Annotated in this window: 19 protein-coding genes and 1 riboswitch; of the genes, 13 read left to right on the forward strand and 6 right to left on the reverse strand. The window is 67.6% G+C overall.

Going from position 1 to position 24,395, the window contains the following annotated elements; genetic code table 11:
* Positions 1 to 3: 3 nt before the first annotated feature.
* Positions 4 to 1,362: a GTP-binding protein gene (locus UUA_RS04175; protein ID WP_008434525.1), complete on the forward strand. Its 1,359-nt coding sequence runs from the start codon at positions 4 to 6 to the stop codon at positions 1,360 to 1,362.
* A gap of 161 nt (positions 1,363 to 1,523) precedes the next feature.
* On the opposite strand, the gene UUA_RS04180 is transcribed toward UUA_RS04175, so the two are convergent.
* Positions 1,524 to 1,754, reverse strand: a complete 231-nt coding sequence (locus UUA_RS04180; protein WP_008434527.1) for a glutaredoxin family protein — start codon at positions 1,752 to 1,754, stop codon at positions 1,524 to 1,526.
* 77 nt (positions 1,755 to 1,831) lie between these two features.
* Here UUA_RS04180 and UUA_RS04185 point away from each other — a divergent pair, with 77 nt between their 5' ends.
* Entirely contained in the window at positions 1,832 to 3,214 is a 1,383-nt protein-coding gene (locus tag UUA_RS04185; RefSeq protein ID WP_008434528.1) for an L-serine ammonia-lyase, read from the forward strand.
* 103 nt (positions 3,215 to 3,317) lie between these two features.
* Here UUA_RS04185 and UUA_RS04190 read toward each other — a convergent pair whose 3' ends face one another.
* Positions 3,318 to 3,767, reverse strand: a complete 450-nt coding sequence (locus tag UUA_RS04190; protein ID WP_008434529.1) for a hypothetical protein — start codon at positions 3,765 to 3,767, stop codon at positions 3,318 to 3,320.
* Positions 3,768 to 3,858: 91 nt separating this feature from the next.
* On the opposite strand from UUA_RS04190, the gene UUA_RS04195 reads away from it, so the two are divergent.
* The 3 genes from UUA_RS04195 to UUA_RS04205 all read left to right on the forward strand — a co-directional run bounded on the left by UUA_RS04195 (position 3,859) and on the right by UUA_RS04205 (position 10,848).
* Positions 3,859 to 6,006, forward strand: a complete 2,148-nt coding sequence (locus UUA_RS04195; protein ID WP_039953547.1) for a site-specific DNA-methyltransferase — start codon at positions 3,859 to 3,861, stop codon at positions 6,004 to 6,006.
* Positions 6,003 to 8,942 carry a DEAD/DEAH box helicase family protein gene (locus UUA_RS04200; protein ID WP_008434536.1) on the forward strand — a complete coding sequence of 980 codons (2,940 nt, stop codon included), beginning with the start codon at positions 6,003 to 6,005 and terminating at the stop codon, positions 8,940 to 8,942. The genes UUA_RS04195 and UUA_RS04200 overlap by 4 nt, the downstream gene beginning before the upstream one ends.
* Before the next feature lie 241 nt (positions 8,943 to 9,183).
* On the forward strand, positions 9,184 to 10,848 hold the full coding sequence (locus UUA_RS04205; protein WP_008434538.1) for an APC family permease: 1,665 nt from the start codon (positions 9,184 to 9,186) through the stop codon (positions 10,846 to 10,848).
* A 55-nt stretch (positions 10,849 to 10,903) separates the two neighbouring features.
* Here the strand turns inward: UUA_RS04205 and UUA_RS04210 are convergent, their stop codons facing one another.
* Complete coding sequence (locus UUA_RS04210; RefSeq protein WP_008434541.1) at positions 10,904 to 12,493, reverse strand: hypothetical protein; 1,590 nt, start codon at positions 12,491 to 12,493, stop codon at positions 10,904 to 10,906.
* Positions 12,494 to 12,746: 253 nt separating this feature from the next.
* Here UUA_RS04210 and UUA_RS04215 point away from each other — a divergent pair, with 253 nt between their 5' ends.
* The 3 genes from UUA_RS04215 to UUA_RS04225 all read left to right on the forward strand — a co-directional run bounded on the left by UUA_RS04215 (position 12,747) and on the right by UUA_RS04225 (position 15,098).
* Positions 12,747 to 13,352, forward strand: a complete 606-nt coding sequence (locus UUA_RS04215) for a YceI family protein (protein ID WP_008434542.1) — start codon at positions 12,747 to 12,749, stop codon at positions 13,350 to 13,352.
* 127 nt (positions 13,353 to 13,479) lie between these two features.
* Entirely contained in the window at positions 13,480 to 14,808 is a 1,329-nt protein-coding gene (locus UUA_RS04220; RefSeq protein WP_008434544.1) for a HipA domain-containing protein, read from the forward strand.
* A complete protein-coding gene (locus tag UUA_RS04225) occupies positions 14,805 to 15,098 on the forward strand; it encodes a helix-turn-helix domain-containing protein (RefSeq protein ID WP_008434546.1) in 294 nt (97 codons plus the stop codon). The genes UUA_RS04220 and UUA_RS04225 overlap by 4 nt, the downstream gene beginning before the upstream one ends.
* 3 nt (positions 15,099 to 15,101) lie before the next feature.
* Here the strand turns inward: UUA_RS04225 and UUA_RS04230 are convergent, their stop codons facing one another.
* The 3 genes from UUA_RS04230 to metX all read right to left on the reverse strand — a co-directional run bounded on the left by UUA_RS04230 (position 15,102) and on the right by metX (position 18,526).
* The gene (locus UUA_RS04230) at positions 15,102 to 16,184 is read right to left on the reverse strand and encodes a homoserine dehydrogenase family protein (protein ID WP_008434547.1); all 1,083 of its coding nucleotides are present in this window, start codon (positions 16,182 to 16,184) and stop codon (positions 15,102 to 15,104) included.
* Entirely contained in the window at positions 16,181 to 17,368 is a 1,188-nt protein-coding gene (metB, locus tag UUA_RS04235) for a cystathionine gamma-synthase (RefSeq protein ID WP_008434549.1), read from the reverse strand. The genes UUA_RS04230 and metB overlap by 4 nt, the downstream gene beginning before the upstream one ends.
* A gap of 135 nt (positions 17,369 to 17,503) precedes the next feature.
* A complete protein-coding gene (gene metX / locus UUA_RS04240; RefSeq protein WP_008434550.1) occupies positions 17,504 to 18,526 on the reverse strand; it encodes a homoserine O-succinyltransferase MetX in 1,023 nt (340 codons plus the stop codon).
* An 88-nt stretch (positions 18,527 to 18,614) separates the two neighbouring features.
* Positions 18,615 to 18,730: riboswitch (SAM riboswitch) on the reverse strand.
* A 172-nt stretch (positions 18,731 to 18,902) separates the two neighbouring features.
* On the opposite strand from metX, the gene UUA_RS04245 reads away from it, so the two are divergent.
* From UUA_RS04245 to fusA, 5 genes are all read left to right on the forward strand, one after another.
* Positions 18,903 to 19,916: a cysteine synthase A gene (locus UUA_RS04245; protein ID WP_008434552.1), complete on the forward strand. Its 1,014-nt coding sequence runs from the start codon at positions 18,903 to 18,905 to the stop codon at positions 19,914 to 19,916.
* A gap of 133 nt (positions 19,917 to 20,049) precedes the next feature.
* The gene (locus UUA_RS04250; protein WP_008434554.1) at positions 20,050 to 20,784 is read left to right on the forward strand and encodes a 2OG-Fe dioxygenase family protein; all 735 of its coding nucleotides are present in this window, start codon (positions 20,050 to 20,052) and stop codon (positions 20,782 to 20,784) included.
* A gap of 88 nt (positions 20,785 to 20,872) precedes the next feature.
* Positions 20,873 to 21,235: a DUF1304 domain-containing protein gene (locus UUA_RS04255; RefSeq protein ID WP_008434556.1), complete on the forward strand. Its 363-nt coding sequence runs from the start codon at positions 20,873 to 20,875 to the stop codon at positions 21,233 to 21,235.
* A gap of 14 nt (positions 21,236 to 21,249) precedes the next feature.
* Positions 21,250 to 21,912 (forward strand): M24 family metallopeptidase, encoded by a 663-nt coding sequence (locus UUA_RS04260; protein ID WP_008434558.1) that lies wholly within the window; start codon positions 21,250 to 21,252, stop codon positions 21,910 to 21,912.
* Between the two features lie 184 nt (positions 21,913 to 22,096).
* Positions 22,097 to 24,226, forward strand: a complete 2,130-nt coding sequence (gene fusA / locus UUA_RS04265; protein WP_008434560.1) for an elongation factor G — start codon at positions 22,097 to 22,099, stop codon at positions 24,224 to 24,226.
* The last annotated feature ends 169 nt before the right edge of the window (positions 24,227 to 24,395 follow it).

The following is a 24,395-nucleotide window of genomic DNA, read 5'->3' on the forward strand; positions in this document are numbered from 1 at the left end:
GCGGTGGCGCGCGACACGCTGTGGCTACGCCTGCGCGGCTGGCTCGGCCCCGGCCGCCACCTGACCGCGCCGCCGCCCCGCGGCAGCACCGGCCCGACCCAGGTCGCCGACAGCCTGCGCGCGCTGCTGGACGACCCGACCATTCCGGCCGTAGTGCGCGGCGAGCTGGCCGGCGACTTCGCCCGCATCGAGGCCATGCTGGACCGCCTCGAACGCGGCGAGCTGCACGTTGCCGTGTTCGGCCGCGTCTCCACCGGCAAGTCGGCGCTGGGCAATGCGCTGCTCGGCCGCGAGGCGTTCGCGGTGGGCGTGCTCCATGGCACCACCACCGACGCCGACCATGCGCCGCTTGACGAGGCGCAGCACGACGGCCTGGTGCTGATCGACACGCCCGGCATCAATGAGCTGGACGGCGAAGCGCGCGAGCGATTGGCGTTCGAGGTGGCCGAGGTCAGCGACCTGGTGGTGTTCGTCGGCGACGGCGACCTCACCCGCGAAGAACTCGACGCGCTGAAAACGCTCGCCGCCACCCAGCGACCGCTGCTGCTGGCACTGAACAAGGCCGACCGCTACGGCCACGATGAACTGAACACTCTGCTGCAGCACCTGCGCCTGCGCGTGGCCGGGCTGGTGCGCGCGGAAGACGTGCTGGCGGTGGCCGCGCGGCCGGCGCCGCAACGGGTCGTCGAAGTCGACCCACGCGGCCACGAGCAGATCCGCGAGCAGGCACGCATGCCCGACGTCGCCGCCCTGCGCGAACGCCTGCTGGCGATCGCCGTGCGCGAGGGCAAGACGCTCTCGGCGATCAACGCTGGCCTTTACGCCGGCCGGCTCACCGACCAGGTCAGCGCGCGCATCGCGCAGACCCGGCAGGCGGTGGCCGCGAAACTGATCCGCCAATACTGTCTCGCCAAGGGCGTGGCGGTGGCGCTGAATCCGATTCCGGTGGCCGACCTGCTCGCTGCGGCCGGGCTGGACGCGGCGATGGTGGTGCAGCTGTCGCGCGTCTACGGCCTGCCCCTGACCCGCGCCGAATCCGGCCGGCTGGTGGCGGTGATCTCTGCGCAACTGGCCGCTTTGATGGGCGCGATCTGGGGCATGCAGCTGGTCGCCTCGGCCTTGAAAGGCATGAGCGCCGGCCTGTCGGTTCTGGTTACCGCCGCCGCGCAGGGCGCACTGGGCTGGTATGCCACCGTCCTGATCGGCCGCGCCGCCGAACGCTATCTGGTCGCCGGCAAGTCCTGGGGTGAAGCCGGCGCCAAGCGCGCCGTCGCCGACATCGTCGCCGGGCTCGATCGCGACTCGATCCTGCGTGAGGCGCGCGAGGAGATCCTCAAGCGGCTGAAAGCCCGCCGCGTCTAGCTTCGTGTTCCTCCCCCTGCTTGCGACCGAAGGAAGTCCCTTGGGGCAGGGGGAGGTCAGGAGGGGGTAAGGCTTTTGACTTTAGATCAAGAGCGAACCCCACCCTCCCCAAAGGGATTCCCTTCGGTCACAACCCTCCCCTGCTGCGCAGGGGAGGGAGTTCATTTCTCCAGGAACGCACGCACCGCCGCCGCATCGAACGGCCAGTCCAGCTCGCGGCCGTCGCGCACGTCGCGCAATACCGGAACGCGGGTACCGTAGCGCCGTTCCAGTTCGCCCGAATCATCCACCCACACGCTGTCGAAATCTGGCGCGCATGCCTCGGCCATCACCGCCAGGGCGAAATCGCACAGGTGGCAGTAGTCACGCTGGTACAGGATCAGGTCGGACATGCGCTTGCGAATGGACTGCCAAAACCAGGGGTGCCGCGTAGAATAGCCGGTTCACCCACTTAGCCAGCAGCACATCCATGGCCGTCAGCGTATTCGACCTGTTCAAGATCGGCATCGGGCCGTCCTCCTCGCATACGGTGGGGCCGATGCGCGCTGCCGCGCGCTTCGCCGAACACTGGCTGGAGGAGAAGGGCGTGCTCGACCGCGTCGCCCGCGTGCGCGCCGAGCTGTACGGTTCGCTGGCGATGACCGGCCGCGGCCACGGCACCGACAAGGCCGTGCTGTTGGGCTTCGAAGGCCAGCATCCCGACACGGTCGACCCGGACCAGATCCCCGCCACCCTGGAGCGCATCCGCGGCACCAGCCGCATCCACTTGCTCGGCAAGCGCGAGATCGCGTTCGACGAAAAGGCCGACCTCGTCTTCAACAAGCGCCAGAAGCTGCCGTTCCACACCAACGGCATGCGCTTCTCCGCCTACGACGTCGACGGCAACGAGCTGGCCAGCCGCGACTACTACTCGGTCGGCGGCGGCTTCGTGGTCAACACCGACGAGGCGGCCGAAGACCGCATCGTCGCCGACACCACCGCGCAGCCCTACCCGTTTTCTAGTGGCGACGAGATGCTGGCGTTGTGCAAGCAGCACGGCCTGACCATCGCCCAGCTGATGATGGCGAACGAAAGCGTGTGGCGCACGGAGGCGGAAACCCGCGCCGGCCTGCTGACCATCTGGCAGGCGATGAAGGACTGCGTCACCCGCGGCCTGCGCTCGCCCGGCACCCTGCCCGGCGGCCTGCACGTCGCGCGCCGCGCGCCGGCGATGGCCGAGGAACTGCGCAACCAGCCCGAGGCCGCGCTGAAGGACCCGCTGACCATCCTCGACTGGGTGAACCTCTACGCGCTCGCCGTCAACGAGGAAAACGCCGCCGGCGGCCGCGTAGTCACCGCGCCCACCAACGGCGCCGCCGGCATCGTGCCCGCGGTCGGCCACTACTACCTGCGCTTCTGCCCGAAGGCGGACGAGAACGGCATCATCGACTACCTGCTCACCGCCGCCGCCATCGGCATCCTGTACAAGGAGAACGCGTCGATCTCCGGGGCCGAAGTGGGCTGCCAGGGCGAAGTCGGCGTGGCCTGCTCGATGGCCGCCGGCGGCCTCACCGCCGCGCTCGGCGGCAACGTGATGCAGGTCGAGAACGCCGCCGAAATCGGCATGGAGCACAACCTCGGCCTCACCTGCGACCCGATCGGCGGCCTGGTGCAGATCCCCTGCATCGAGCGCAACGCGATGGGCTCGGTGAAGGCGATCAACGCCAGCCGCATGGCGCTGAAGAGCGACGGCAAGCACCGCGTCTCGCTCGACAAGGTCATCAAGACCATGCGCGACACCGGCCGCGACATGAAGGACAAGTACAAGGAAACCTCGCGCGGCGGCCTCGCGGTCAATGTGATCGAATGCTGAGGCCCATTCTGTAGGAGCCCGCTCGCGGGCGATGCTCTTCGGCCACACGACGAAAACAGCATCTCGCACAAGTGCGTTCCTACAAAAACCGGTGTACTTCGAGCTAGGACTTGCGGCGCGGCAACTTGGCGCCCACCACCGGCTTGGTCGGGCGCGACCGTCTCGAAGGTGCCGCCGCGAAGGCCATGATCACCTCGCATACGGCCTTCTGCTGCGTCGCTGGCAGTGTACGGTAGATGCCGAAAACCTTATGGTCGTCGTAAACAGGCGCGTCTTCCCTGACCTGCCGGGTCGCGCGACCACCACGCAGTGCGCGATCGCCGAACAGCAGGAAGCAGGGATCGGCCTTCAGCCAGTCCGCCAGCGCGACCAGCTTTTCGTACTCGGGAATCGCGTTGCCATTCAGCCAGCGCGAAGCGGTCGTAAAGGTCACCGAGGCACCGTTGAACCGCACGTTGAACTGCGTGGACAGCACGACGGGGCGCGGGTCGTAGCCCTGCGCAACCATCGCGGCAGCCAGGCGTTTCGAGAATTCGGCGCGTTCGTTGCTCATTCCTTGGCAACTTACCGACCACCCCGCCTACCAGTTAACGTATAGAGTTCACTATGATTGACGTTTGACGTTAATCATGGGGAACGATCGCGTGGCCAAGTCCCTGTTGGAACAGCTCCCCGAGATCGTCGCCCGCGGGCGGCAGCAGGCCGAGAAGATCCTGGAGAGCCTGGAAGGGCGGCACCGGGTCAGTCTGCAGACGCGCGAGTGGGTACTGCCGTCGAAGGACACGCGCGACAGCGACTGGATCGCCGCGGCGAACCGACGGGCGCACCTGGGCGAGGAAGGCACGGCCGACTGGACCAACCGGCTGATCTACGGCGACAACCTGCTGGCGATGGCCGCGCTCTTGGCCGGCGACGAACACACGCCCAGCCTGCGCGGCAAGGTCGACCTGATCTACATCGATCCACCGTTCGACTCCAAGGCCGACTACCGCACCAAGGTTTCGCTGCCTGGCGGCCCCTCTCGGCCATCCATGGCCTCCGGGGGCCTCGGGCTCCTGCCCATCGTGGAGCTGGAGCAGCGGCCCACGGCCATGGAGCAATTTGCCTATTCCGACACTTGGTCCGGAGGCACTGCGTCATACTTGGAGATGATCACGCCGCGGTTGATCCTGATGCGGGAACTACTGAGCGATAGTGGGTCCATGTATGCGCATCTGGATTGGCATGTAGGACATTACGTCAAGGTGGTGATGGATGAAATTTTTGGCAAGGATTTTTTCGCCAATGAAATTGTATGGCAACGAACTGGTGCCCATAACGACTCCAACAGATTTGGCAACATCCACGACATCCTGTTCTTTTACGGGAAAACCCATTCCCGATCTTTTTTCCAAACGCATACTCCGTACGACGAGGAGTATATACAAGATCGTTTCAGGAACGCCGAGGAAGAAACAGGTCGGCGCTATTGGCTCAATACCGCGACAGCTGCCGGTCCTGGGCCTGCTCGTTTCTTCAATGGAGAGCTCAGAAGTCCTCCGCCGGGAACCCATTGGCGGTACAGCCAAGAAACCATTGACGAGCTAATCAATAAGGGAAAGATCGTCTTTTCCAAAACCGGAATGCCTTACGTCAAGCAATATCTTGACGAAAGCCCCGGGAGACCTGTCCAGTCAGTATGGACAGACATAAAAATGACGAAGTCCGGCGCGGAAAGGCTGAACTACGCGACACAAAAGCCTGAAGCCTTGTTGGAACGAATTATCCGCAGCTCTTGCCCAGAAGGCGGCCTCATCGCTGACTTCAACGGCGGCTCCGGCACCACCGCTGCCGTCGCTGAAAAACTAGGACGTCGCTGGATCACCACCGACCTCGGCAAGCCGGCCTGCATGATCATGCGCAAGCGGCTGATCGACCAGGGCGCCAAGCCATTCCTGTACCAGGCGATCGGCGACTACCAGGTCGAGGTGGCGAAGAGCGCGATGGGGCGCAGCTTCCGCGTCGGCGACCTGTCCGGCATCGTGCTGTCGCTGTACGGCGCGCTGCCGCTGCAGCCGGAGGACAACCCGCTGCGCAATCTCGGCGCGGTGGTCTACGGCGGCCAGAAGACCCTGGTACTGGTCGATTCGCCGAACAAGCTCACCGGCGACGCCACCCTGCGCAAGGCGATCGCCCAGCGCGACCACCTGCTCGGCGGTTGGGATCGAGTGGTGGTGCTGGGCTGGAATTTCGAGCCGTCGATCGGCCGGAGCATCACCGCGCTGAACGATGCGCGCCTGGAAGTGCTGGTGATTCCGCCCGACCTGCTCGACCGCCTGCGCAAGAGGGGCGGCATCGAGAAGCTGCGCGGGCAGGTGCGCTTCTCCAGCCTGCAGTACCTGACGATCAAGCCGGTGCGGCGCGTACCCTCACCCCCAACCCCTCTCCCGCAGGAAGAGGGGAGCCAAGAACAGCTGCGGGTCACGCTGGACAATTACGTGCTGCTCTCGCCCGAGGCGATCAACCTCGACGACGACAACCGCAAGAAGCTGCTCAAGGTGGCCAACGCCGAACCGCTGGCGCTGATTGAATACTGGGCGGTCGACCCCGACTACGACGGACAGGTGTTCCGCTCGGTATGGCAGGACTACCGCGGCAACACCGCCAACGATGACGACCCGCTGCGGGTGGTGACCAGCGCCGAGTTCAGCGTGCCGCGCAAGGCCGGCGAACGCCGGGTGTGCGTGCGCGTGGTCGATGTGTTCGGCTTCGAGGCTGAAGTGGTGCAGGTGGTGGCGGAGCCGAAGGCATGAGCGTCGCCGACAACCCGATGGCGCTCGCCGCCGCCCTTACCCGCCGCGCCGAGCAGCTGTGCATCGGCCTGGAGCAGGGCATCGCCGACATCTACGAGCTGGTGACGCCAGTGACCGCCGAGCTGTTGCGCTGGTGGTTCGGCGAGGATGCCTGCCAGTCGCGCACGTTCAATTTCCACCCCGGCCAGAAGCAGGCGATCCTCAACGTGATCGTGGCGCACGAGGTGCTGGACAGTCCGAACCTGAAGAACCTGTACGAGCAGGTCTGCGCCGAAGCGCTGCTGGAAGGCACGCGGCTGGCCGACGTGGCGCAGGGCAGGCACCATCCGAAGTACTGCCTGAAGATGGCCACCGGCACCGGCAAGACCTGGGTGCTGCAGGCGCTGCTGGTGTGGCAGCTCTTGAACAAAACCGCGGCACTGGACGAGGGGCGCGACGACCCGCGTTTCACCCGCCGCTTCCTGATCGTGGCGCCGGGGCTGATCGTGTACGAACGGCTGCTCGACGCGTTCCTCGGCAAGGAGAACGAGGACAAGAGCCGCGACTTCGCCAGTTCCGACATCGCCAGCTACGCCCAGTTGTTCGCGCCGCCGGCGCGGCGCGAGCGCATCGCGCAGTTCGTGCGCGGCAACGTCTGCACCAAGACCGAGATCGGATTGAAGGCCACCGGCAACGGCATGATCGCGATCACCAACTGGCACCTGCTCAGTGAGGCCGAAGAGGAAATCGAAGAGGACAAGGCCGAGTGGATCGACGCGCCCGGCATGGTCGCCGATGCTTCCCGCGTCGCCTACGACGTATTGCCGCTGGTGCCCGGCCGTGCCGCCGGCAACAGCCTCGACGTGCTGGACCGGCGCTGGGTGCGCGGCAATGTGCTGAGCTACCTCGCCGACCTGCCCGAACTGATGGTGTTCAACGATGAGGCACACCACATCCACGAGCTGAAGTCGGGCGGCGAGACCACCGAGGTCGAGTGGCAGAAGAGCCTGTCGATCATCGCCGCCGGCAAAAGCCGCCGTTTCGTGCAGATGGATTTCTCGGCTACGCCGTACAACGACGTCGGTGGTGGCAGGAACCGGCGCAAGGTGTATTTCCCGCACATCGTGGTGGATTTCGACCTGAAGGACGCCATGCGGCTGGGCCTCGTGAAGTCGCTGGTGCTGGACAAGCGCAAGGAACTCGGCGCGCTGCCGCTGGAGTTCACCGCCGAGCGCGATGTCGACGGCAACGTGGCGCTTTCCGAAGGCCAGCGCGTGATGCTGCGCGCCGGACTGCAGAAGCTGCGCAAGCTGGAGGCGGATTTCGTCCGGCTCGACGCCACGCGCCATCCGAAGATGCTGGTGGTGTGCGAGGACACGAAAGTATCGCCGCTGGTCGCGCAGTTCCTGCTCGACGAAGGCCTGCATGACGAAGACGTCCTCACCGTCGACTCTGGCAGGAAGGCCGAACTGGGCGAGAAGGACTGGGCGCCATTGCGCCAGCGCCTGTTCAACGTGGACAGGCACGTGCAACCGCGAGTGATCGTCAGCGTGCTGATGCTGCGCGAGGGTTTCGACGTCAACAACATCTGCGTGATCGTGCCGCTGCGTTCGAGCCAGGCGCAGATCCTGCTGGAACAGACCATCGGCCGCGGCCTGCGACTGATGTGGCGCGACCCGGAATACGCCGACATCAAGCGCGAGAACCGCGAGCGGATCAACCACGGCGAGGAGCCGGGTTCGCTGATCGACATCCTGTCGATCGTCGAGCATCCGGCATTCCAGAGTTTCTACGACGAGTTGATGGCCGCAGGCCTGGTTGGCACCACCGGTGACGATGAAGGCAGCAGCACCGGCGACCTGATCGCCGCCGAACTCCGCGAAGGCTACGAAACGTACGACTTCGCGATCCCGTTCATCCTGCGCGAGGCGGACGAGAGCGTCGAGCACCTGCCGATCGACGCCGCCGCGCTGCAGCCGTTCACCTTGATGAGCCGCGCGAAGCTGGCCGAACTGCTCGGCAAGGGCGACACCTTTACCTCGCAGGACCTGCAGAGCACCACCTTGTTTGGCGACTACCGCGTCGATGGCGCAGCGATGAACGTCAGCGGCTACAACGAGCTGCTGTCGCGGCTGACCCGGCGGGTCAGCCAGGCGCTGAACCACCCGCTGCCGAAGGGCAACAAGGTTTCCCCCCACCTGGATCGCCCGTATCTGCAGATGAATACCGCGGCGCTGGCCACCGCGCTGGACGACTACATCCGCGAGCGGCTGTTCAGCGAATCCTTCGAGCCTTTCGAGGACGAGGGCTGGCGGCTGTTGCTGCTGCAGCCGGTGATCGAGCACATCGTGAGGATCTTCGGCCTTGCTCTTCATCGCTCCGAAGAACACACCACCACTGGAGCGACGGAAGTACGTCATCGTCACCTGTCCGAAGTGACGAAGCTGATGGTGCGCGAGAGCGCTTCGCTGGAAGTGTCCAAGTGCATCTACACGCGCCTGCCCTACCCCACCCGCAGCGGCGGTCTGGAACGGGCGTTCATCGAGTGGGCGCAGGCCGACGCCAGCGTGGAGGCGTTCTGCAAGATCAGCGAGAACCGGCACGACTTCGTGCGCCTGCGTTACGTCAAGGACGACGGCATGTCAGCGCTGTACATCCCCGACTTCCTGGTGCGTACGGGCGATGCTACCTACCTGGTCGAGACCAAGGCGCAGCAGCAGGTCAGCCATCCGAACGTGCAGCGCAAGCTGAAGGCCGCAACCACCTGGTGCGAGCGGATCAATGCGCTGGAGCCGGAGCAACGCGGCGGGCGCAGCTGGTATTACGCACTGGTCGGCGAATCGCTGTTCCACGACTGGCGCGAGAAAGGCGCCCGACTGGGCGAGTTGCTGGCGTTCTCACGGGCTCGCGCGGCACCCACGGCGCAGTCGCAGGGCGGCCTGGCGCTGGACAACTAAGTTCATCCCCACCGCCCAGTGCGCCGCGTCCCGCAGGAGCCCGCTCGCGGGCGATGCTTTTCGAATCCCGGCTTTCAACAGACGAATGTCTGGTCATCCCGGCCAAGAACATCGCCCGCGAACGGGCTCCTGCCAGCGGGGTCGTGCCGGGTCGTGACTGCTGCGGCGTGACACGGGACGGTCAATTCTGCAACCATCGGCCCCTTTCCGGCGCGCTGCGCGTCGACACGGGAACCCTCACATGACCCAAGAACGCGCGATCCGCCGCGATGTCGGCCCGTTCGCCCTGATGCTCACCGGCCTGGGCTCGATCATCGGCTCGGGCTGGTTGTTCGGCGCGTGGCGCGCGGCGCAGATCGCCGGCCCCGGCGCGATCTGGGCGTGGGTGATCGGCGCGGCGGTGATCCTCGCCATCGCGCTGACCTACGCCGAGCTGGGCGCGATGTTCCCCGAATCCGGCGGCATGGTGCGCTACGGCCACTACTCGCACGGTTCGCTGGTGGGCTTCATCGCGGCGTGGGCAAACTGGATCGCGATCGTCTCGGTGATCTCAGTGGAAGCCGAGGCTTCGGCGCAGTACATGTCGTCGTGGAAGTGGCAGTGGGCGAAAGACCTCTACCACCAGGCCCCCGGTGGCCACGGCGAGCTGAGCACCAATGGCCTGCTGATCGCCGCGGCGCTGGTGATCGTCTACTTCCTGCTGAACTTCTGGAGCGTGAAGCTGTTCGCGCGCTCGAACACCGCGATCACGCTGTTCAAGCTGGTAATTCCCGCGCTCACCGCGGTGCTGCTGATGATGACCGGTTTCCATCCGGAGAACTTCAGCGTCGGCATCCACGGCGAGGTGCATTCGACCGACTTCGCCTCGGTGCTCACCGCGGTGGCGATCGCCGGCATCGTGTTCAGCTTCAACGGTTTCCAGAGCCCGGTGAACCTCGCCGGCGAGGCGCGCAACCCGGGCAAGAGCATCCCGTTCGCGATCGTCTGCTCGATCGCGCTGGCCACGGTGATCTACGTGCTGCTGCAGGTGTCGTTCATCGGCGCGGTGCCGCGCGAAATGCTGGCGAACGTGGGCTGGCACGGCATCGACTTCAGCTCGCCGTTCGCGGATCTTGCGATCATCCTCGGCCTGCAGTGGCTGGCCACGCTGCTGTTCATCGACGCGGTGATTAGCCCCAGCGGTACCGGCATGACCTACACCGCCACCACCGCGCGCATGCTCTACGGCATGGAGCGCAACGGCACGCTGCCGAAGATCCTCGGCACTGTGCACCCGAAGTGGGGCGTGCCGCGCCCGGCGATGTGGGTGAACCTGGTGGTGTCGTTCCTGTTCCTGTTCTTCTTCCGCGGCTGGGGCACGCTGGCGGCGGTGATCTCGGTGGCCACGATCGTCTCCTACCTGACCGGCCCGGTCAGCGTGATGACCCTGCGCCGCACTGCGCCGGGTCTGCACCGCCCGCTGCGCCTGGCCGGCCTGCCGCTGCTGGCCGGCGTCGCCTTCGTCATGTCCACCGAGCTTTTGTACTGGGCCAGGTGGCCACTGACCGGCGAGATCATCCTGTTGATGGTCGTGGCGCTGCCGATCTACTTCTACTACCAGGCGAAGAGCGGCTGGCACGACTTCGGCCGCCAGCTGAAGGGCGCCTGGTGGCTGGTTGCCTACCTGCCGACGATCGCCTTTGTCTCCTGGGCCGGCAGCACCACCTTCGGCGGCAAGGGCTACCTGTCCTACGGCTGGGATCTGATGGTGGTGGCGGTGATCGGCCTGGTGTTCTACCTGTGGGGCGTGCGCTCGGGCTGGCGCACGCCGTCGGTGGAAGCAGCCGAGCTGGAGGCCGGCGCGCATCCGGATGCACCGTTGGTGCCGCCGGACGAACAGGCTGCCGAGCGCATCACCGGGCATTGAGCGGCCCTTGGCCGATGCCACGGAATGCGCGGCGACGAGCCGCGCGTTTTTGTTTTCAGCGAACGGCAGCTGTGCGCCACGCGTCGCCCAGCGACAACAGCATCAGCACGATCGCCAGCACCAGGTAGGCTCCGGCGAACTGCCACACGATGCTGCGCGAGGCCGCATCGAGCAGCCACGGCAAATAGATGCCGCCGGACGGTTCCACCGAGTGGATCACGCCGAACAGGCTCAGCGCCCCGCCCAGCAGCAGGATCAGCGCGGCGCGCCGCGGGCGGTGGTCGATGAGCGCCACCACGAAGCTGGCCCAGACCATCGCGGTGATGATGAAGCCATTGCCCAGCACGGTGATCACCGCCAGCTCGGAGATGCCGTGCGTGCCATCGTTGAACAGTCGGGCGAAGTGCTCCGGCGAGACGTAGGTCGGGTCGCTCAGCTTGATCGTCAGCATCCGCGCGATCGCCGGAAAGAAACTGAACACCACCGCGGCCGCGTAGCGCATCGGCGTCGCCTCGAATGCCTGCACGGTGATGCCGATCGCCACGAACACCAGGATCGGCGCCAGCACCGGCAGCGGCAGCAGCTCGACCAGGTTCGACAGATAGCCGAACACGCCGCCCAGCCCGACCACGATGCCGGTGAGCAGGGTGTAGCCGCTGCGCGCGCCCATCGCCTTGTACGACGGCTGGCCGATGTACGGCGTGGTCTGCGCCACGCCGCCGCAGAAGCCGGCCGCCAGCGTGGCCAGCGCCTCGACCAGCAGGATGTCGCGGGTGGAATAGTCATCACCGGCGGCGCGCGCACTCTCGGTGACGTTGATGCCGCCGACCACCATCAGCAGGCCGAACGGCAGGATCAGCGGCAGGTACGGCACGATGTACGCCAGCCCGTCCACCCACTGCAGCGTCGGCCACGGCAGCGCGAAACGCCACTGCCATGCCGTCGGCGCGTGGTAGCCCGCACCCAGCCAGCCCGACGGGCCGAGCCCGTAGTAGAGCAACGCACCGACCACGAACGCCACCAGCACCCCGGGCAGGCCGAACGGCATCCGCGCGTGCGCCAACAGCGCGTACAGCACCACGCCGAGCCCGGCGAATCCCACCACCGGCAGCTTGAGAATTTCCACCAGCGGCAGGAAGCCCATCAGCACCAGCGCGATGCCGGCGATCGAACCGAGCAGGCCTGCGCGCGGCACGTGCCGCTGCACCATCGCGCCGAAGAACGACAGCACGAACTTCAGCACGCCCATCACCACCAGCGACGCCATGCCCAGCTGCCAGGTCGCGATCGCGGCGGCGTGTTCGTCCATACCGCTTTGCTTGAAGCCGAGGAAGGCCGGGCCGAGCACCAGCAGCGCGATGCCGATGCTGGTGGGCGCATCCAGCCCCAGCGGCATCGCGGTGACGTCGTCGCGGCCGCTGCGCCGCGCCAGCCGGCGCGCCATCGCGGTATAGGCGAGGTTGCCAAGCAGCACGCCCAGCGCGGTGCCCGGAAACATGCGCAGGAACACGATGTCCGCGGGAAAGCCGAACAGGCCGATCAGCGCCGCGGCGAGGAAACCCATGATGGACAGGTTGTCCACCACCAGGCCGAGAAAGCCGTTGAGGTCGCCGGGGGCGAACCAGCGGTTGGCTGGTGTGTTCATGCGCGGCGCCTGCCCGGATGGATCGCGCGACCGCCATGCGGAGAAGCCGGCGCTACCGGCGAACGGGAATTCATCGAGTCACCTTCCTCTGCATCCGGACTTCCAGAAGAATGGGAGTATTGGCGGCAACGGCGCAGCGGCGCAACACGGGACCGCGACGGACATTGCCGCCGGGATTTCCACACTGTCGAAATCGCGGCATCCGATTCGTCGCTCCCGCAGACACCTCTCCCGCCACGCAAGGAAATCGTCCATGCCGTCCATGACCCGCACCGCCTTCGCCCTCGGCCTGCTCGCCCTGCTGTCGCTGGCCACCGCCCACGCCACCGAAGTGAAGTACCAGCTGGACCCCGACCACACCTACCCCAGCTTCGAGGCCGACCACCTCGGCGGGTTGTCGGTGTGGCGCGGCAAGTTCAACCACAGCAGCGGCACGGTGACGCTGGACAAGGCGGCCGGCAGCGGCACGCTGAACGTCGTGGTGGACATGAAGAGCGCCGACTTCGGCCAGGACCAGCTCAACCAGAAGGCGCAAGGCGAGGAGCTGTTCGACACGGCGAAGTATCCGCAAGCCATCTACCAGGGCCACCTCGCCGGCTTCGTCGACGGCAAGCCGACCCGCGTGGACGGCACGCTCACCCTGCTCGGCGTGACCCGTCCACTGCAATTGAAGATCGACAGCTTCAAGTGCATGCCGCATCCGATGCTGAAACGCGAACTGTGCGGCGCCGATGCGCTGGCCACGTTCCAGCGCGACGCCTTCGGCATGGACGCCGGCAAGGCCTACGGCTTCGACATGACGGTGACGCTGCGCATCCAGGTCGAGGCGATCGCCGAGGTGGATGCTGTGCGACGTTGATGCAAACTGTCTAAAACACTTTATATTAAGCTTTTATGGTTGATCATGGCCAATAAACCTATTTTAATGTATCCATAGGCCGATGTGAGGTAGGCTGCACCTATTTAATTGGGTAGCAGGAGTTCGTATGAACCCCCTCATCGTGCAGCTTCACCTGGATGGCCAGTGGCACGACGCCATGGAACTCATGTTCCTGCGCCCGGCCGACGGCCACGCCAGCCCCTGCACGCTGGGCTATCTGGACACCTACGTCGTGGCCCACCTGGACCGGCTCGGCGCCACGACCACGTTCGCCACCAGCGCGACGCTGCCGCTGGACTGGACCATCCGCACCGAGCCGCAGTGGCCGGCGTTCCTGTTCGACATCGAGCCGAGCGGCGCGGCGCGGCGCTTCTTGCTGCAACGCCTGGCCCTGCCGGTGCGGGCCGACGACGCAGCCACCGACCTGCAGTTGCTGGCGCAGTGCACGCCGGCGCCGGTCGGGCACCTGCGCATCAAATCCGCGTTCGGGGCACTGGCCGGGCCGTCGATCGGTTTCCCCATGGCCGAAGTGGTGGCCCGCGACGCGCGCTTTCTGGAGTATGCCTACGAACAGGGCGCGGCGATCGGCGGTGCCACCGGCGCCGGCGGCGAAGCCCCCAAGCTGCTGCTCACCGAGGATGCCGGCGGCCTGCTGCACCCGGATGCGACGCTGGACGACACACGGGCACGCCGACACTGGTTCGTGAAGTTCCCGCGCGGCGACGGCGGGCCGACCGACCAGGCGATCCTGCGCGCGGAACACTGCTACTACGGCGCATTGGCGAAGCTGGACATCGCCGTGGTCGGCGGCGACGCGATGCGGCTGGAAGAAGCGGGCCGCCCCAGCCTGTGGCTGCCGCGCTTCGACCGCGCCATCGACGCCGGTGCCGTGCGGCGCATCGCGGTGGAATCGGTCTACGCGCTGGCCGGCGTGACCCGCCCCGGCAGCTACATGACCCATCCGCAGGCAGTTGCCGCATTGGCTTCGGCCTGGACCGCCGCCGGCCAGGCCGGCGACGTGCCGGCGCTGCTGCGCGAATATCTGCGCCGCGACCTGCTCAACCTGGTGCTGGGCAATAGCGACAACCACGGCCGCAACACCGCGGTGCTGCGCCACGCCGACCGGCTGGAGCTGGCGCCCATCTACGACCTGGCGCCGATGGTGATGGACGAGGAAGGCATCTCGCGCACCACCAAGTGGCCCGCGCCGGTGGAGGTTGCCGGCGAGGTGGACTGGAGAGCTGCCTGCGCGACGCTGCAGCCATGGGGCGACCCGCAGCGGCTGTTCGACGACCTGCGCGCGGACGCCGAAACACTGCGCGCGCTGCCCGACCTGCTGCATGACTTCGGATTGCCGCAAGCCGTGTTCAATCATCCGCGCATCGCGCTGGGCACCTTGGACGCACGCCTGCGCCGCGGGGAGTTGCTGGCATGAGCATCTCACTCGCCGATCGCCAGGCCCTGCTGGCCCAATTGCAGGCGGAACTGCTGGACGGCCGCACCGGCATCGGCGCGGCCGTACGCCGGTTGCGCACCGAACTGACCGGCCTGCGCCAGGACCAGTTCGCCCGCATGTGCCGGATCTCGCTCAACACCCTGCAGCAACTCGAGCACGACCAGGGCAACCCCACCGTGCGCACGCTCAATGCAGTGTTCGCGCCGTTCGGCATGCGCGTGGGCATCGTGCCGCGCACGCCACCGGCCGCCACCGACGCAAGACCCTGAGGCTCAGCCCAGCGCCAGCACGTCCCCCAGCAGCGCTTGCGCGGTCACCTCCGGCCCGGCACCCGGACCCTGGATCACCAGCGGCTGGGCGTGGTAGCGGGTAGTGGTGAGCGCGAACTGGTTGTCGGTGCCGTACAGCCGCGCGGCCGGGTGGGTGAGCGGCACTTCGGCCAGGCCGACGCGGGCATGCCCGCGCTGGTTGAGCCGGGCCAGGAAGCGCAGCACGCAGCCGCGCGATTTCGCCTCGGCATGGCGCGCCGCCAGCGGTACGTCGAGTTCGGCCAGCCGCGCCAGGAACGCCTCGGTATCCAGTTCGCGCAGCGACGCGGGCACCAGGCCTTCCACCTGCACCTCGTCGGTGCCCAGCGCGAAGCCGGCGTTGCGGGCGATGATCAAGAGCTTGCGCGCCACGTCCTCGCCGGACAGGTCCGAGCGCGGATCGGGTTCGGTATAGCCGAGATGGCGCGCCTCGCGCAGCAGCTCGGAGAACGGACGGCTGCCGTCGTACTGGTTGAACAGCCACGACAGCGAACCGGAGAAGACACCTTCCAGGGTGAGCAGGCCGTCGCCGCAGGTACGCAGGCGGCGCAGGGTGGACAGCACCGGCAGGCCGGCACCCACCGTGGCCGAGTCGCCGTAGCGGCCGCCATTCGCCAGCGCCGCCTGCAGTGCGCGCCAGCCGGAGAGTTCGCCGCCGGCCAGCGCCTTGTTCGCGGTGACCACGTGGTAGCCGTGCGCCAGCCACTCGGCGTGGCGCGCGGCCAGCGTCGTGCTGGCGGTGGCATCGATGATCACCTTCACCGCCGCGCCGCTGGCGTCCAGCGCGGTGAGCAGACTGGCGTTGTCGCGCGGGACACCGTGCTGGTTCAGCTGCTCGCGCAGGTTGCGTCGGGCCAGGCTGGCCGGATCGGTCTGCTGGCGCCGCGAGTTCGCCGCGCCGACCAGCCGCAGCGAACCCGCGGCGGCGGTGTTGAGCAGCTTCAGCAGCGCGCCGCCGACCACGCCGGTGCCGAGCAGCACGATCGCGATGGTGGAGGAGGCTTCGCTCCGGACGCCCGCCGCGCGCTCGGCCAGCACCGCGCTCATGCCAGCACCCGGCGTTTGGACGTCTGTACGGCGGCGGCGCGGACCAGCGCCGCGTCGAGATCGCGCAGCAGGTCGTCGCCGTCCTCGATGCCCACCGACAGCCGCAGCAGGCTGTCGGCGATGCCGGCGGTGCGGCGCGCCTCCGGTGCCATCGCGGCATGGGTCATGGTGGCCGGGTGCGCGATCAGGCTTTCCACGCCGCCCAGCGACTCGGCCAGCGAGAAATACTGCAAGCCGTCGACGAAGGCCTCGATCTGCGCCACGTCGCCGTCCAGCTCGAAGCTCAGCATCGCGCCGAAACCCTGCTGCTGGCGCGCCGCCAGCGCATGACCGGGATGGCTGGCCAGGCCGGGGTACCAGACCTTGCGCACGGCGGCGTGCGCGTCCAGCCGTTCGGCGATGCGCGCAGCGCTTTCCTGGTGCTGGCGCAACCGCACGCCGAGCGTGCGCAGGCCGCGCAGGGTCAGGTAGCTGTCGAACGGCGCGCCGGTGAGGCCGTTGCAGTTGGCCCACCACTTCAGCTGCTCGGCCAGCGCCGCGTCGCGCGCCACCGCCGCGCCGCCGACCACGTCGCTGTGGCCGTTGATGTACTTGGTGGTGGAGTGCACCACCACGTCGGCGCCGAGCAGCAGCGGCTGCTGCAGCGCCGGCGACAGGAAGGTGTTGTCCACCACCAGCAGGGCACCCACCGCGTGCGCCGCCTGCGCCACATGGCGGATGTCGGTGATCCGTAGCAGCGGGTTCGATGGCGTCTCCACCCACACCAGCGCCGGCTTCTTCGCCAGGCCGGCGGCCAGCGCCACGCTGTCGGTGAGGTCGGCGAACTCGACCTGGAAGCGGCCCTTCTTCGCCCATGCGTCGAGCAGCCGCCAGGTGCCGCCGTAGCAGTCATGCGCCGCCAGCACGGTGGCGCCGGCCGGCACCAGCTCCAGCGCCAGCGCCACCGCCGACATGCCGCTGGAGGTCACCACCGCGCCGGCGCCCTGCTCCAGCTCCGCCAGCGCCTCGCCGAGCAGGTCGCGGGTGGGGTTGCCGCTGCGCGAGTAGTCGTAGGCGCGCTTGCGACCGAAGCCGGCGAAGCTGTAGTTGGTCGACAGGTGCAGCGCGGGCACCACGGCGCCGTGCTGGGTGTCGCTCTCGATGCCGGCGCGCACGGCGCGGGTACAGGGGGCGGGCTCGGTCATCTCGATCTCCAGGTCTTTCGTCAGTCGGTGAATGCAGGTTCTTGGGTAGGGGGGGCACTGCCCGCCAGCTGTTCGACGATGCGTGTGGCTCGGGAGCGGCGGGCAATGCCCGCCCTACGAAGGCAGTGCACGCGGCTACGCGAGCGCTTCGCGCAGCAGCGGCGCGAGCTGTTCGGGTTCCTTCAGGAAGGCGTCGTGGCCGTACGGCGATTCGACCACCTCAAGCGTGGCCGGCCCATGCAGGCGGCGCTGCAGTTCGCACAGGTCGGCCAGCGGCACCAGCCGGTCGGAGGGGAAGCCGATCAGCGTGGCCGGGACAGGAATCCGCTCGGGCTGCACGTCGTGCAGGTCGATCGACTCGGACAGCGCAAGGAAGCGGTCCGCGTCGAAGCGCTCGACGAAACGGCGGCCCTGGTGCGCCAGGTAATCCTCGACCGGGAAGTGGAAGCGTTCCTCGCGCCACTCCGGGCCGCCAGCGAAACGCCGGCCGAACTCGGCGCTGCCGCGATAGGTGGTGATCGCCAGCTGGCGCGCCAGCGCCAGTGCCTCGTCGGCGTGGCCGCTGGCCTGGCCCAGCCGCACGATGCCGCGCTGCACGCTGCGCTGCGCGGTGCTGAGCGGATGCGGCCGGTGCGCGCCGGCCAGCAGCAGCAGGCGCCCGACGCTGCGCGGATGCCGCGCGGCGAACGCCAGCGCCACCATCGCGCCATAGGACGAACCGACGAAGGCATGCGCCTGCACGATGCCCAGTTCGCCGAGCAGCGCGGCCAGCGCGTCGGCCTGATCCTCGCTGGAAACCGAACCGGCGCCGAGCCGGTCCGGGCTGAGCCAGTCGATCGACAGCACGCGCCAGCGTTCCAGGTCGATCGCCGCGCCGCGGCCGACCAGCGCCTGCCACCAGCCCGGTGCCGCGGCGGTATCCAGCGCGGTGACGTCACGGTCGGCCGAGATGCCGCCCTGCACGATCACGGTGGGCGCGCCCGCCGCCCCGCACCACAGGTAGTCCACGTCCACCTCGCGCGGGCCGCTGCCGTACTTCGGGCTGAGCCGCAGCCGGCGCGTGCCGCGCTGGGTGGCCAGCCTCGCGCGCGGTTCGGGGGCGAGGGGGAAGGCGGTGGCTACGGCTTCGCTGCTGCGGGCTTCGGGCTGGAACGTCATGGAACTCTCTCCGGTCGGCATCGCCCTGCGAAGTACCGGAAAGGTCGCCAGCCCCGGTTTCGGCGGCAGACCGCCGCGAGCCGGATGACGCCCATCTTCCGGTGGGTGCCGCAGCACCTCCGCAGGAGTTGGCACCGTGGCGGAAACGCTCCGCAGGTTGCCCCGGCTTCAAAGGGCCTGTCCCTCAGCCGGTCTCGATGAGTGGGCGGATATTGAATGTTGTGAGGCATCCTGTCAATAGACGTCTAAACGTCTAGGTGTATATATGCCTATCTAACCATGTCATCCGTCGTACCGGTCCTGGGACTGAAGGAAATCCCTTTGGGATGCGGCAGGAAAGGAGCAGAATCGACATTCCTCCACCAAACCTTCATCCATGAGTATCCAGCCCGACCTCTCCACCGCCATCGGTCGCACCCCGCTGCTGCGCCTGCGCCACGCCTCCGCCTTGACCGGCTGCGAGATCCTGGGCAAGGCCGAGTTCCTCAACCCAGGTGGCTCGATCAAGGACCGCACCGCGCTGGGCCTGCTGCTGGACGCCGAGCGGCGCGGGCAAATCCGCCCCCGAGGCCGCATCGTCGAGGGCACCGCCGGCAATACCGGGATCGGGCTGGCCCTGCTTGGTGCCAGTCGCGGCTACCGCACCACCATCTTCATGCCGGACACGCAGAGCCGCGAGAAGATCGACGCGCTGCGCATCGCCGGCGCCGAGGTGCGGCTGGTGCCCGCGGTGCCGTACAAGGACCCGAACCACTACGCGCACCAGGCGCGCGCCCATGCCGAGGCGGCGAACGCGGCCGACCCGGGCAGCGCGTGGTTCGCCGACCAGTTCGACAACACCGCCAACCGCGACTGGCACGAGACCAGCACCGGGCCGGAGATCTGGGACGATGCCGGCGGCCGCGTCGACGGCTTCGTCTGCGCCGCCGGCACCGGCGGCACCCTGGCCGGTGTGGGGCGCGCGCTGAAGGCACGCAATCCACAGGTGCGCATCGCACTGGCCGACCCGGCCGGCTCGGCACTGGCCAGCTATATCAACACCGGCGAGCTGGTCGCCAGCGGCAACTCGATCAGCGAGGGCATCGGCTCCAGCCGGGTCACCGCGAACTTCGACGGCGCGCCCATCGACCTGGCCTGGTCGATTCCCGACGACGAATCGGTGCCGCTGCTGCACCGCCTGCTGGCCGAAGAGGGCTGGTGCACCGGCGGTTCCAGCGGCGTCAACCTGGCCGGCGCGATCCGCCTCGCCCGCGAACTCGGCCCCGGCCATACCATCGTCACCGTGCTCGCCGACGCCGGCACGCGCTACCAGGCCAAGCTGTTCAACCCGGCGTTCCTGCGCAGCAAGAGCATCCCGGTGCCGGACTGGCTGGCCACGGCCTTCCCGTAGGAGCCCGCTCGCGGGCGATGCCTTCAAAGCCGGGATTTGGGATTCGGAATTCGGGATTCGCAGGAGCAATCGCCCGCAAGCGGGCTCCCACAAAACCAGCGCTGCCTTGCCTGCGTCCTGCTAACGTATCCGGATGACTCCCTCCCCCGACACGTCCGCGCTGCACGACCGGCTGCAGCGCGACGGCTTCGCCTTCGTCACCGCCGACATCGTGCGCACGCTGCTGGAAGCGCCGACGCTGGGCGACTGGCCCGCGTTCGCCGACAGCTGGAACGACCTGGCGCCGGACACCTACCTCGCCGCCAGCGGTCGCCACCGGCGCCGCCGGCATGCCACGTTTTCCGTCGACGCCAATGGCGGCATCCGCCGCGAGGCGCATCAGCCGCACTTCCAGAGCCTCAAATACAACCCGCTGCAGGGCGACATCCAGCGCTGGTTCGAGCCGGTGCTGCCGGCCATCGCCAACGGCGCCAGCCTGCGCCGCATCCTCGGTTTCTGCCGTGACTGCTTCGGCGCGCTGGCCCCGGCTGTCAGCCGCTGGCATGTCGAGGTGCATCAGTTCCGCATCGAGGCGCGTGCGGATGAGGCCGGCGAACCCACCCCCGAGGGCGTGCACCGCGACGGCGTCGACTACGTGCTGGTGCTGTTGATCGACCGCGAGAACATCGAGCGCGGCACCACCACCATCCATGCGCCGGACGGCCGCGAGCTGGGCAGCTTCACCCTCGCCCACGCCTTCGACGCGGCGCTGGTCGACGACCACCGCGTGTTCCACGGCGTCACTCCGGTCACGCCGCTCGACCCGCAGCAGCCGGCGCACCGTGACGTGCTGGTGGTGACCTTCAGACGCGACGCCGCGCCAGCCTGAAGGCCGCGTCCGAAGTCCGATTGCGGGCAGGCATCCCGGCTGCAACACTGCACGCCAGCCATCCTTCTAGCCAGCCGGGGAACTCAGCATGTCCACCGCCGCCAACATCGTGATCGCGTTGATCGCGCTGCTGCACGTCTGGTTCCTGATCCTGGAGATGTTCCTGTGGACGCGGCCTTCCGGCCGCCGCGCGTTCGGTACCACGGCGGAATTCGCGGAACAATCAAAGGCGCTGGCCGCCAACCAGGGCCTGTACAACGGCTTCCTCGCCGTAGGCCTGGCCTGGGGCCTGCTGCTTGGGAACGGGGGTGCCGGCTTCAGCGTGAAGGTGTTCTTCCTCGCCTGCGTGCTGGTCGCCGGCATTTATGGCGGACTGACCGCGGCGCGGAAGATCCTGTTGTTCCAGGCCCTGCCTGCAGCGGTCGCGCTGGTGCTGATCCACCTGGTCTGACGGCGCGCCAGCCCATGACTTCCCTTCCGCGCGAAACGGTCGGCCAGCGCTACGATCCGGTCCTGATGCAGCGTGCCCGCGAGAAAAGCTGGGCCGCGCTGCACGGCATCCGCGCGCGCATGCGGGTGGGCATCAGCGAGGACGAGGCGAAGATCGAGGCGGCCGACGTGTTCCGCGAACTGGGTGTCGATCGGCTGTGGCACCCGGCGATCATCCGCATCGGCACGAACACCGTGAAGACCTACCGGCAGCGCTCCGACCCCGGCGTGCGGCTGGGCAAGAACGACAGCTACTTCATCGACCTCGGCCTGGTGTTCGAGGGCCACGAGGGCGATGTGGGCGACAGCTTCGTGGTCGGCCACGCGCCGCAACGGCAGGCCTGCGCGCAGGCGGCGCGCGCGCTGTTCGGCGAAGTGGCCGCGGCGTGGCGAGCACAGGGGCTGAGCGGCCAGGCGCTGTATGCGTTGGCCGGCGAACGCGCCGAGGCGATGGGCTGGCGGCTCAACCATGCGATCAAGGGCCACCGGGTCGGCGACTTCCCGCACGCGATCCACAAAGGCGGCGACCTCGGCGAACTGGAGGCGTCGCCATCGAGCGGATTGTGGATACTGGAAATCCAGATTGCGCATCCAACCGAACCGTTCGGCGCGTTCCATGAGGACCTGCTGTCAGTGTGAGTCGTCCTCGGGCCCTGGCGATCTTGCACAAAGGCAGCGCCCAAAAAGGACTACCCTGATCGGCATCCGGTACGGCGTCGACGCTGCAGCCTCGAAGTCATTTCCGCATTGAAAAAGTCCGCAACAGGCAGCATTTTGGCTGTCACTTGGCTGTGTTCGTGCAGCCCTCTCCGGAGTCCAGCCCGTGGCCCGCAAGAAACCTCTGACCCTCTATCGCAACATCGGCATCATTGCGCACATCGACGCGGGCAAGACCACGACCACCGAGCGCATCCTCTACTACACCGGGCGCAAGCACCAGATCGTCGACGTGCACGACACCAAGGACGGCAAGGGCTCCACCACCACCGACTACATGGAGCAGGAGCGCAAGCGTGGCATCACGATCCAGTCGGCGGCGGTGACCGCGGAGTGGAAGGGCCACCAGATCAACGTGATCGACACTCCGGGACACGTCGACTTCACCATCGAAGTGAACCGCTCGCTGCGCGTGCTGGACGGCGCGGTGGTGGTGTTCGACGGCGTCGCCGGGGTGGAGCCGCAGACCGAGACCAACTGGCGCCTGGCCGACCAGTACAAGGTGCCGCGGCTTTGCTACGTCAACAAGATGGACCGCATCGGCGCGAATTTCGCGCACTGCGTGCAGGGCATCCGTGAGCGCCTGGGCGCCCACGTGCTGCTGTGCCAGGTGCCGCTGGGCAGCAGCGACGAGTTCGTCGGCATGGCCGACCTGGTCGCCGGCGTGGGCTACCTGTGGGCCTCCGACGACAAGGACAGCGTGTGGGAAACCGTGCCGCTGGAACAACTGGAGGATCGCCTCACGTTCGGCGCCAGCGCCGACAACGCGTGGATCGCCGACCTGCCGAAGCTGCGCCAGGACCTGCTTGAAACCGCGCTGGCGCTGGACGACGACGCGTTCGAGCGCCTGCTGAACACCGGCGGGTTCGACCCGGCTGTGCTGAAGCGCTGCATCCGCCAGGGCACCGTCACCGGCGCGCTGGTGCCGGTGCTGTGCGGCTCGTCGTACAAGAACAAGGGCGTGCAGCAGCTGCTCGACGCGGTGGTCGATTATCTTCCGTACCCGGGCGAGAACGGCGGCATCGCGCTGGTCGACGAGGACGGCCACGTCATCGGCGAGCAGGTGGTCACCGACGACGCGCCGGCGCGCGCGCTGGCGTTCAAGGTGATCAACGACCAGTTCGGGACGCTCACCTTCTGCCGCATCTATTCGGGCGTGATCAACAAGGGCGACACCCTGCTCAACGTCACCCGCGGCAGGAAGGAGCGCGTGGGCCGCATCGTCGAGGTGCAGGCCGACCACACCCGGGAAATCGACGAGGTGCGCGCCGGCGACATCTGCGCGTTCGTCTCGATGAAGGACACCGAGACCGGCGATTCGCTGTCCGATCCGACACACCCGGCACTGCTCGAGCGCATGCGCTTTCCCGACCCGGTGATCAGCGTGTCGGTCGAGCCGAAGAACCGCGACGACGTCGACAAGCTGTCCAGCGCGCTCTACAAGATGGTCAAGGCCGACCCGTCGCTGAAGCTGGAAGTGGACCAGGAAACCGGCGAGACCGTGCTCAAGGGCATGGGCGAGCTGCACCTGGAGGTGACCATCGACCGCATGCGCACCGAGCTGGGGGTGGAGGCGAACATGGGCAAGCCGCGGGTCAGCTTCCGCGAGGCGTTCGGCAAGACCGTCGAGCACACCTACACACACAAGAAGCAGACTGGCGGCAGCGGCCAGTTCGCCGAGGTCACCATGATCTTCGAGCCTGGCGAACCGGGTTCGGGCGTGGTGTTCTCCGACGAGGTAGTCGGCGGCCGCGTGCCGCGCGAGTACATCCCGGCGGTCGAGCATTCGGTCAGGGCCGAAGCGCAGGAAGGCCAGGTCGCCGGCTACGAGGTGGTCGACTTCAAGGCGCGCCTGATCGACGGCAAGTACCACGACGTCGACTCCTCTGCGCTGGCGTTCGAGATCGCCACGCGGCAGTGCTTCCGCGAGGCGCAGAAGCTCTCCAGGCCGAAGCTGCTGGAGCCGATCATGCGGCTCGAAGTGGTGATGGAGGCAGACTACCTCGGCGACGTCATCGGAGACATCAACCGCCGCCGCGGCACGGTCAGCGACCAGGGCCACAAGGGCAGCTCCGCCTTCGTGCAGGGCTTCGTGCCGCTGGCCGAGATGTTCGGCTACATCAACTTCCTGCGCTCGGCCACCCGCGGCCGCGGCACCTTCAGCATGGAGTTCGACCACTACCAGGAGGTGCCCACCGGCATGGTGGAGAAACTGATGGAGAAGGAAGCGAAGTAGCGCCGCGCGCGCCGCTGCGATGCTGCATTGCAACGGCACGCTGCCGTACTCCCTCGAACATGTATGCAGGAAAAATGGGGCTGGACACGCCGGCATGGCCTGGCAGTAGCATAGGCCGGTCGCGGAGCCGCCTCCGTCGGCGCCCGAGTGCCGGGTGGGGCACTCGCCA

Source organism: Rhodanobacter thiooxydans LCS2 (assembly GCF_000264375.1).
In the GTDB taxonomy this organism is placed as follows: domain Bacteria; phylum Pseudomonadota; class Gammaproteobacteria; order Xanthomonadales; family Rhodanobacteraceae; genus Rhodanobacter; species Rhodanobacter thiooxydans.

What these genes read in the sequence shown, in the direction of transcription:
- UUA_RS04180 (WP_008434527.1), bottom strand. Translation starts at nt 1,754, where the DNA reads ATGTCCGACCTGATCCTGTACCAGCGTGACTACTGCCACCTGTGCGAT.
- UUA_RS04185 (WP_008434528.1), top strand. Translation starts at nt 1,832, where the DNA reads ATGGCCGTCAGCGTATTCGACCTGTTCAAGATCGGCATCGGGCCGTCC.
- UUA_RS04190 (WP_008434529.1), bottom strand. Translation starts at nt 3,767, where the DNA reads ATGAGCAACGAACGCGCCGAATTCTCGAAACGCCTGGCTGCCGCGATG.
- UUA_RS04200 (WP_008434536.1), top strand. Translation starts at nt 6,003, where the DNA reads ATGAGCGTCGCCGACAACCCGATGGCGCTCGCCGCCGCCCTTACCCGC.
- UUA_RS04205 (WP_008434538.1), top strand. Translation starts at nt 9,184, where the DNA reads ATGACCCAAGAACGCGCGATCCGCCGCGATGTCGGCCCGTTCGCCCTG.
- UUA_RS04210 (WP_008434541.1), bottom strand. Translation starts at nt 12,493, where the DNA reads ATGAACACACCAGCCAACCGCTGGTTCGCCCCCGGCGACCTCAACGGC.
- UUA_RS04215 (WP_008434542.1), top strand. Translation starts at nt 12,747, where the DNA reads ATGCCGTCCATGACCCGCACCGCCTTCGCCCTCGGCCTGCTCGCCCTG.
- UUA_RS04220 (WP_008434544.1), top strand. Translation starts at nt 13,480, where the DNA reads ATGAACCCCCTCATCGTGCAGCTTCACCTGGATGGCCAGTGGCACGAC.
- UUA_RS04225 (WP_008434546.1), top strand. Translation starts at nt 14,805, where the DNA reads ATGAGCATCTCACTCGCCGATCGCCAGGCCCTGCTGGCCCAATTGCAG.
- UUA_RS04230 (WP_008434547.1), bottom strand. Translation starts at nt 16,184, where the DNA reads ATGAGCGCGGTGCTGGCCGAGCGCGCGGCGGGCGTCCGGAGCGAAGCC.
- metB (WP_008434549.1), bottom strand. Translation starts at nt 17,368, where the DNA reads ATGACCGAGCCCGCCCCCTGTACCCGCGCCGTGCGCGCCGGCATCGAG.
- metX (WP_008434550.1), bottom strand. Translation starts at nt 18,526, where the DNA reads ATGACGTTCCAGCCCGAAGCCCGCAGCAGCGAAGCCGTAGCCACCGCC.
- UUA_RS04245 (WP_008434552.1), top strand. Translation starts at nt 18,903, where the DNA reads ATGAGTATCCAGCCCGACCTCTCCACCGCCATCGGTCGCACCCCGCTG.
- UUA_RS04250 (WP_008434554.1), top strand. Translation starts at nt 20,050, where the DNA reads ATGACTCCCTCCCCCGACACGTCCGCGCTGCACGACCGGCTGCAGCGC.
- UUA_RS04255 (WP_008434556.1), top strand. Translation starts at nt 20,873, where the DNA reads ATGTCCACCGCCGCCAACATCGTGATCGCGTTGATCGCGCTGCTGCAC.
- UUA_RS04260 (WP_008434558.1), top strand. Translation starts at nt 21,250, where the DNA reads ATGACTTCCCTTCCGCGCGAAACGGTCGGCCAGCGCTACGATCCGGTC.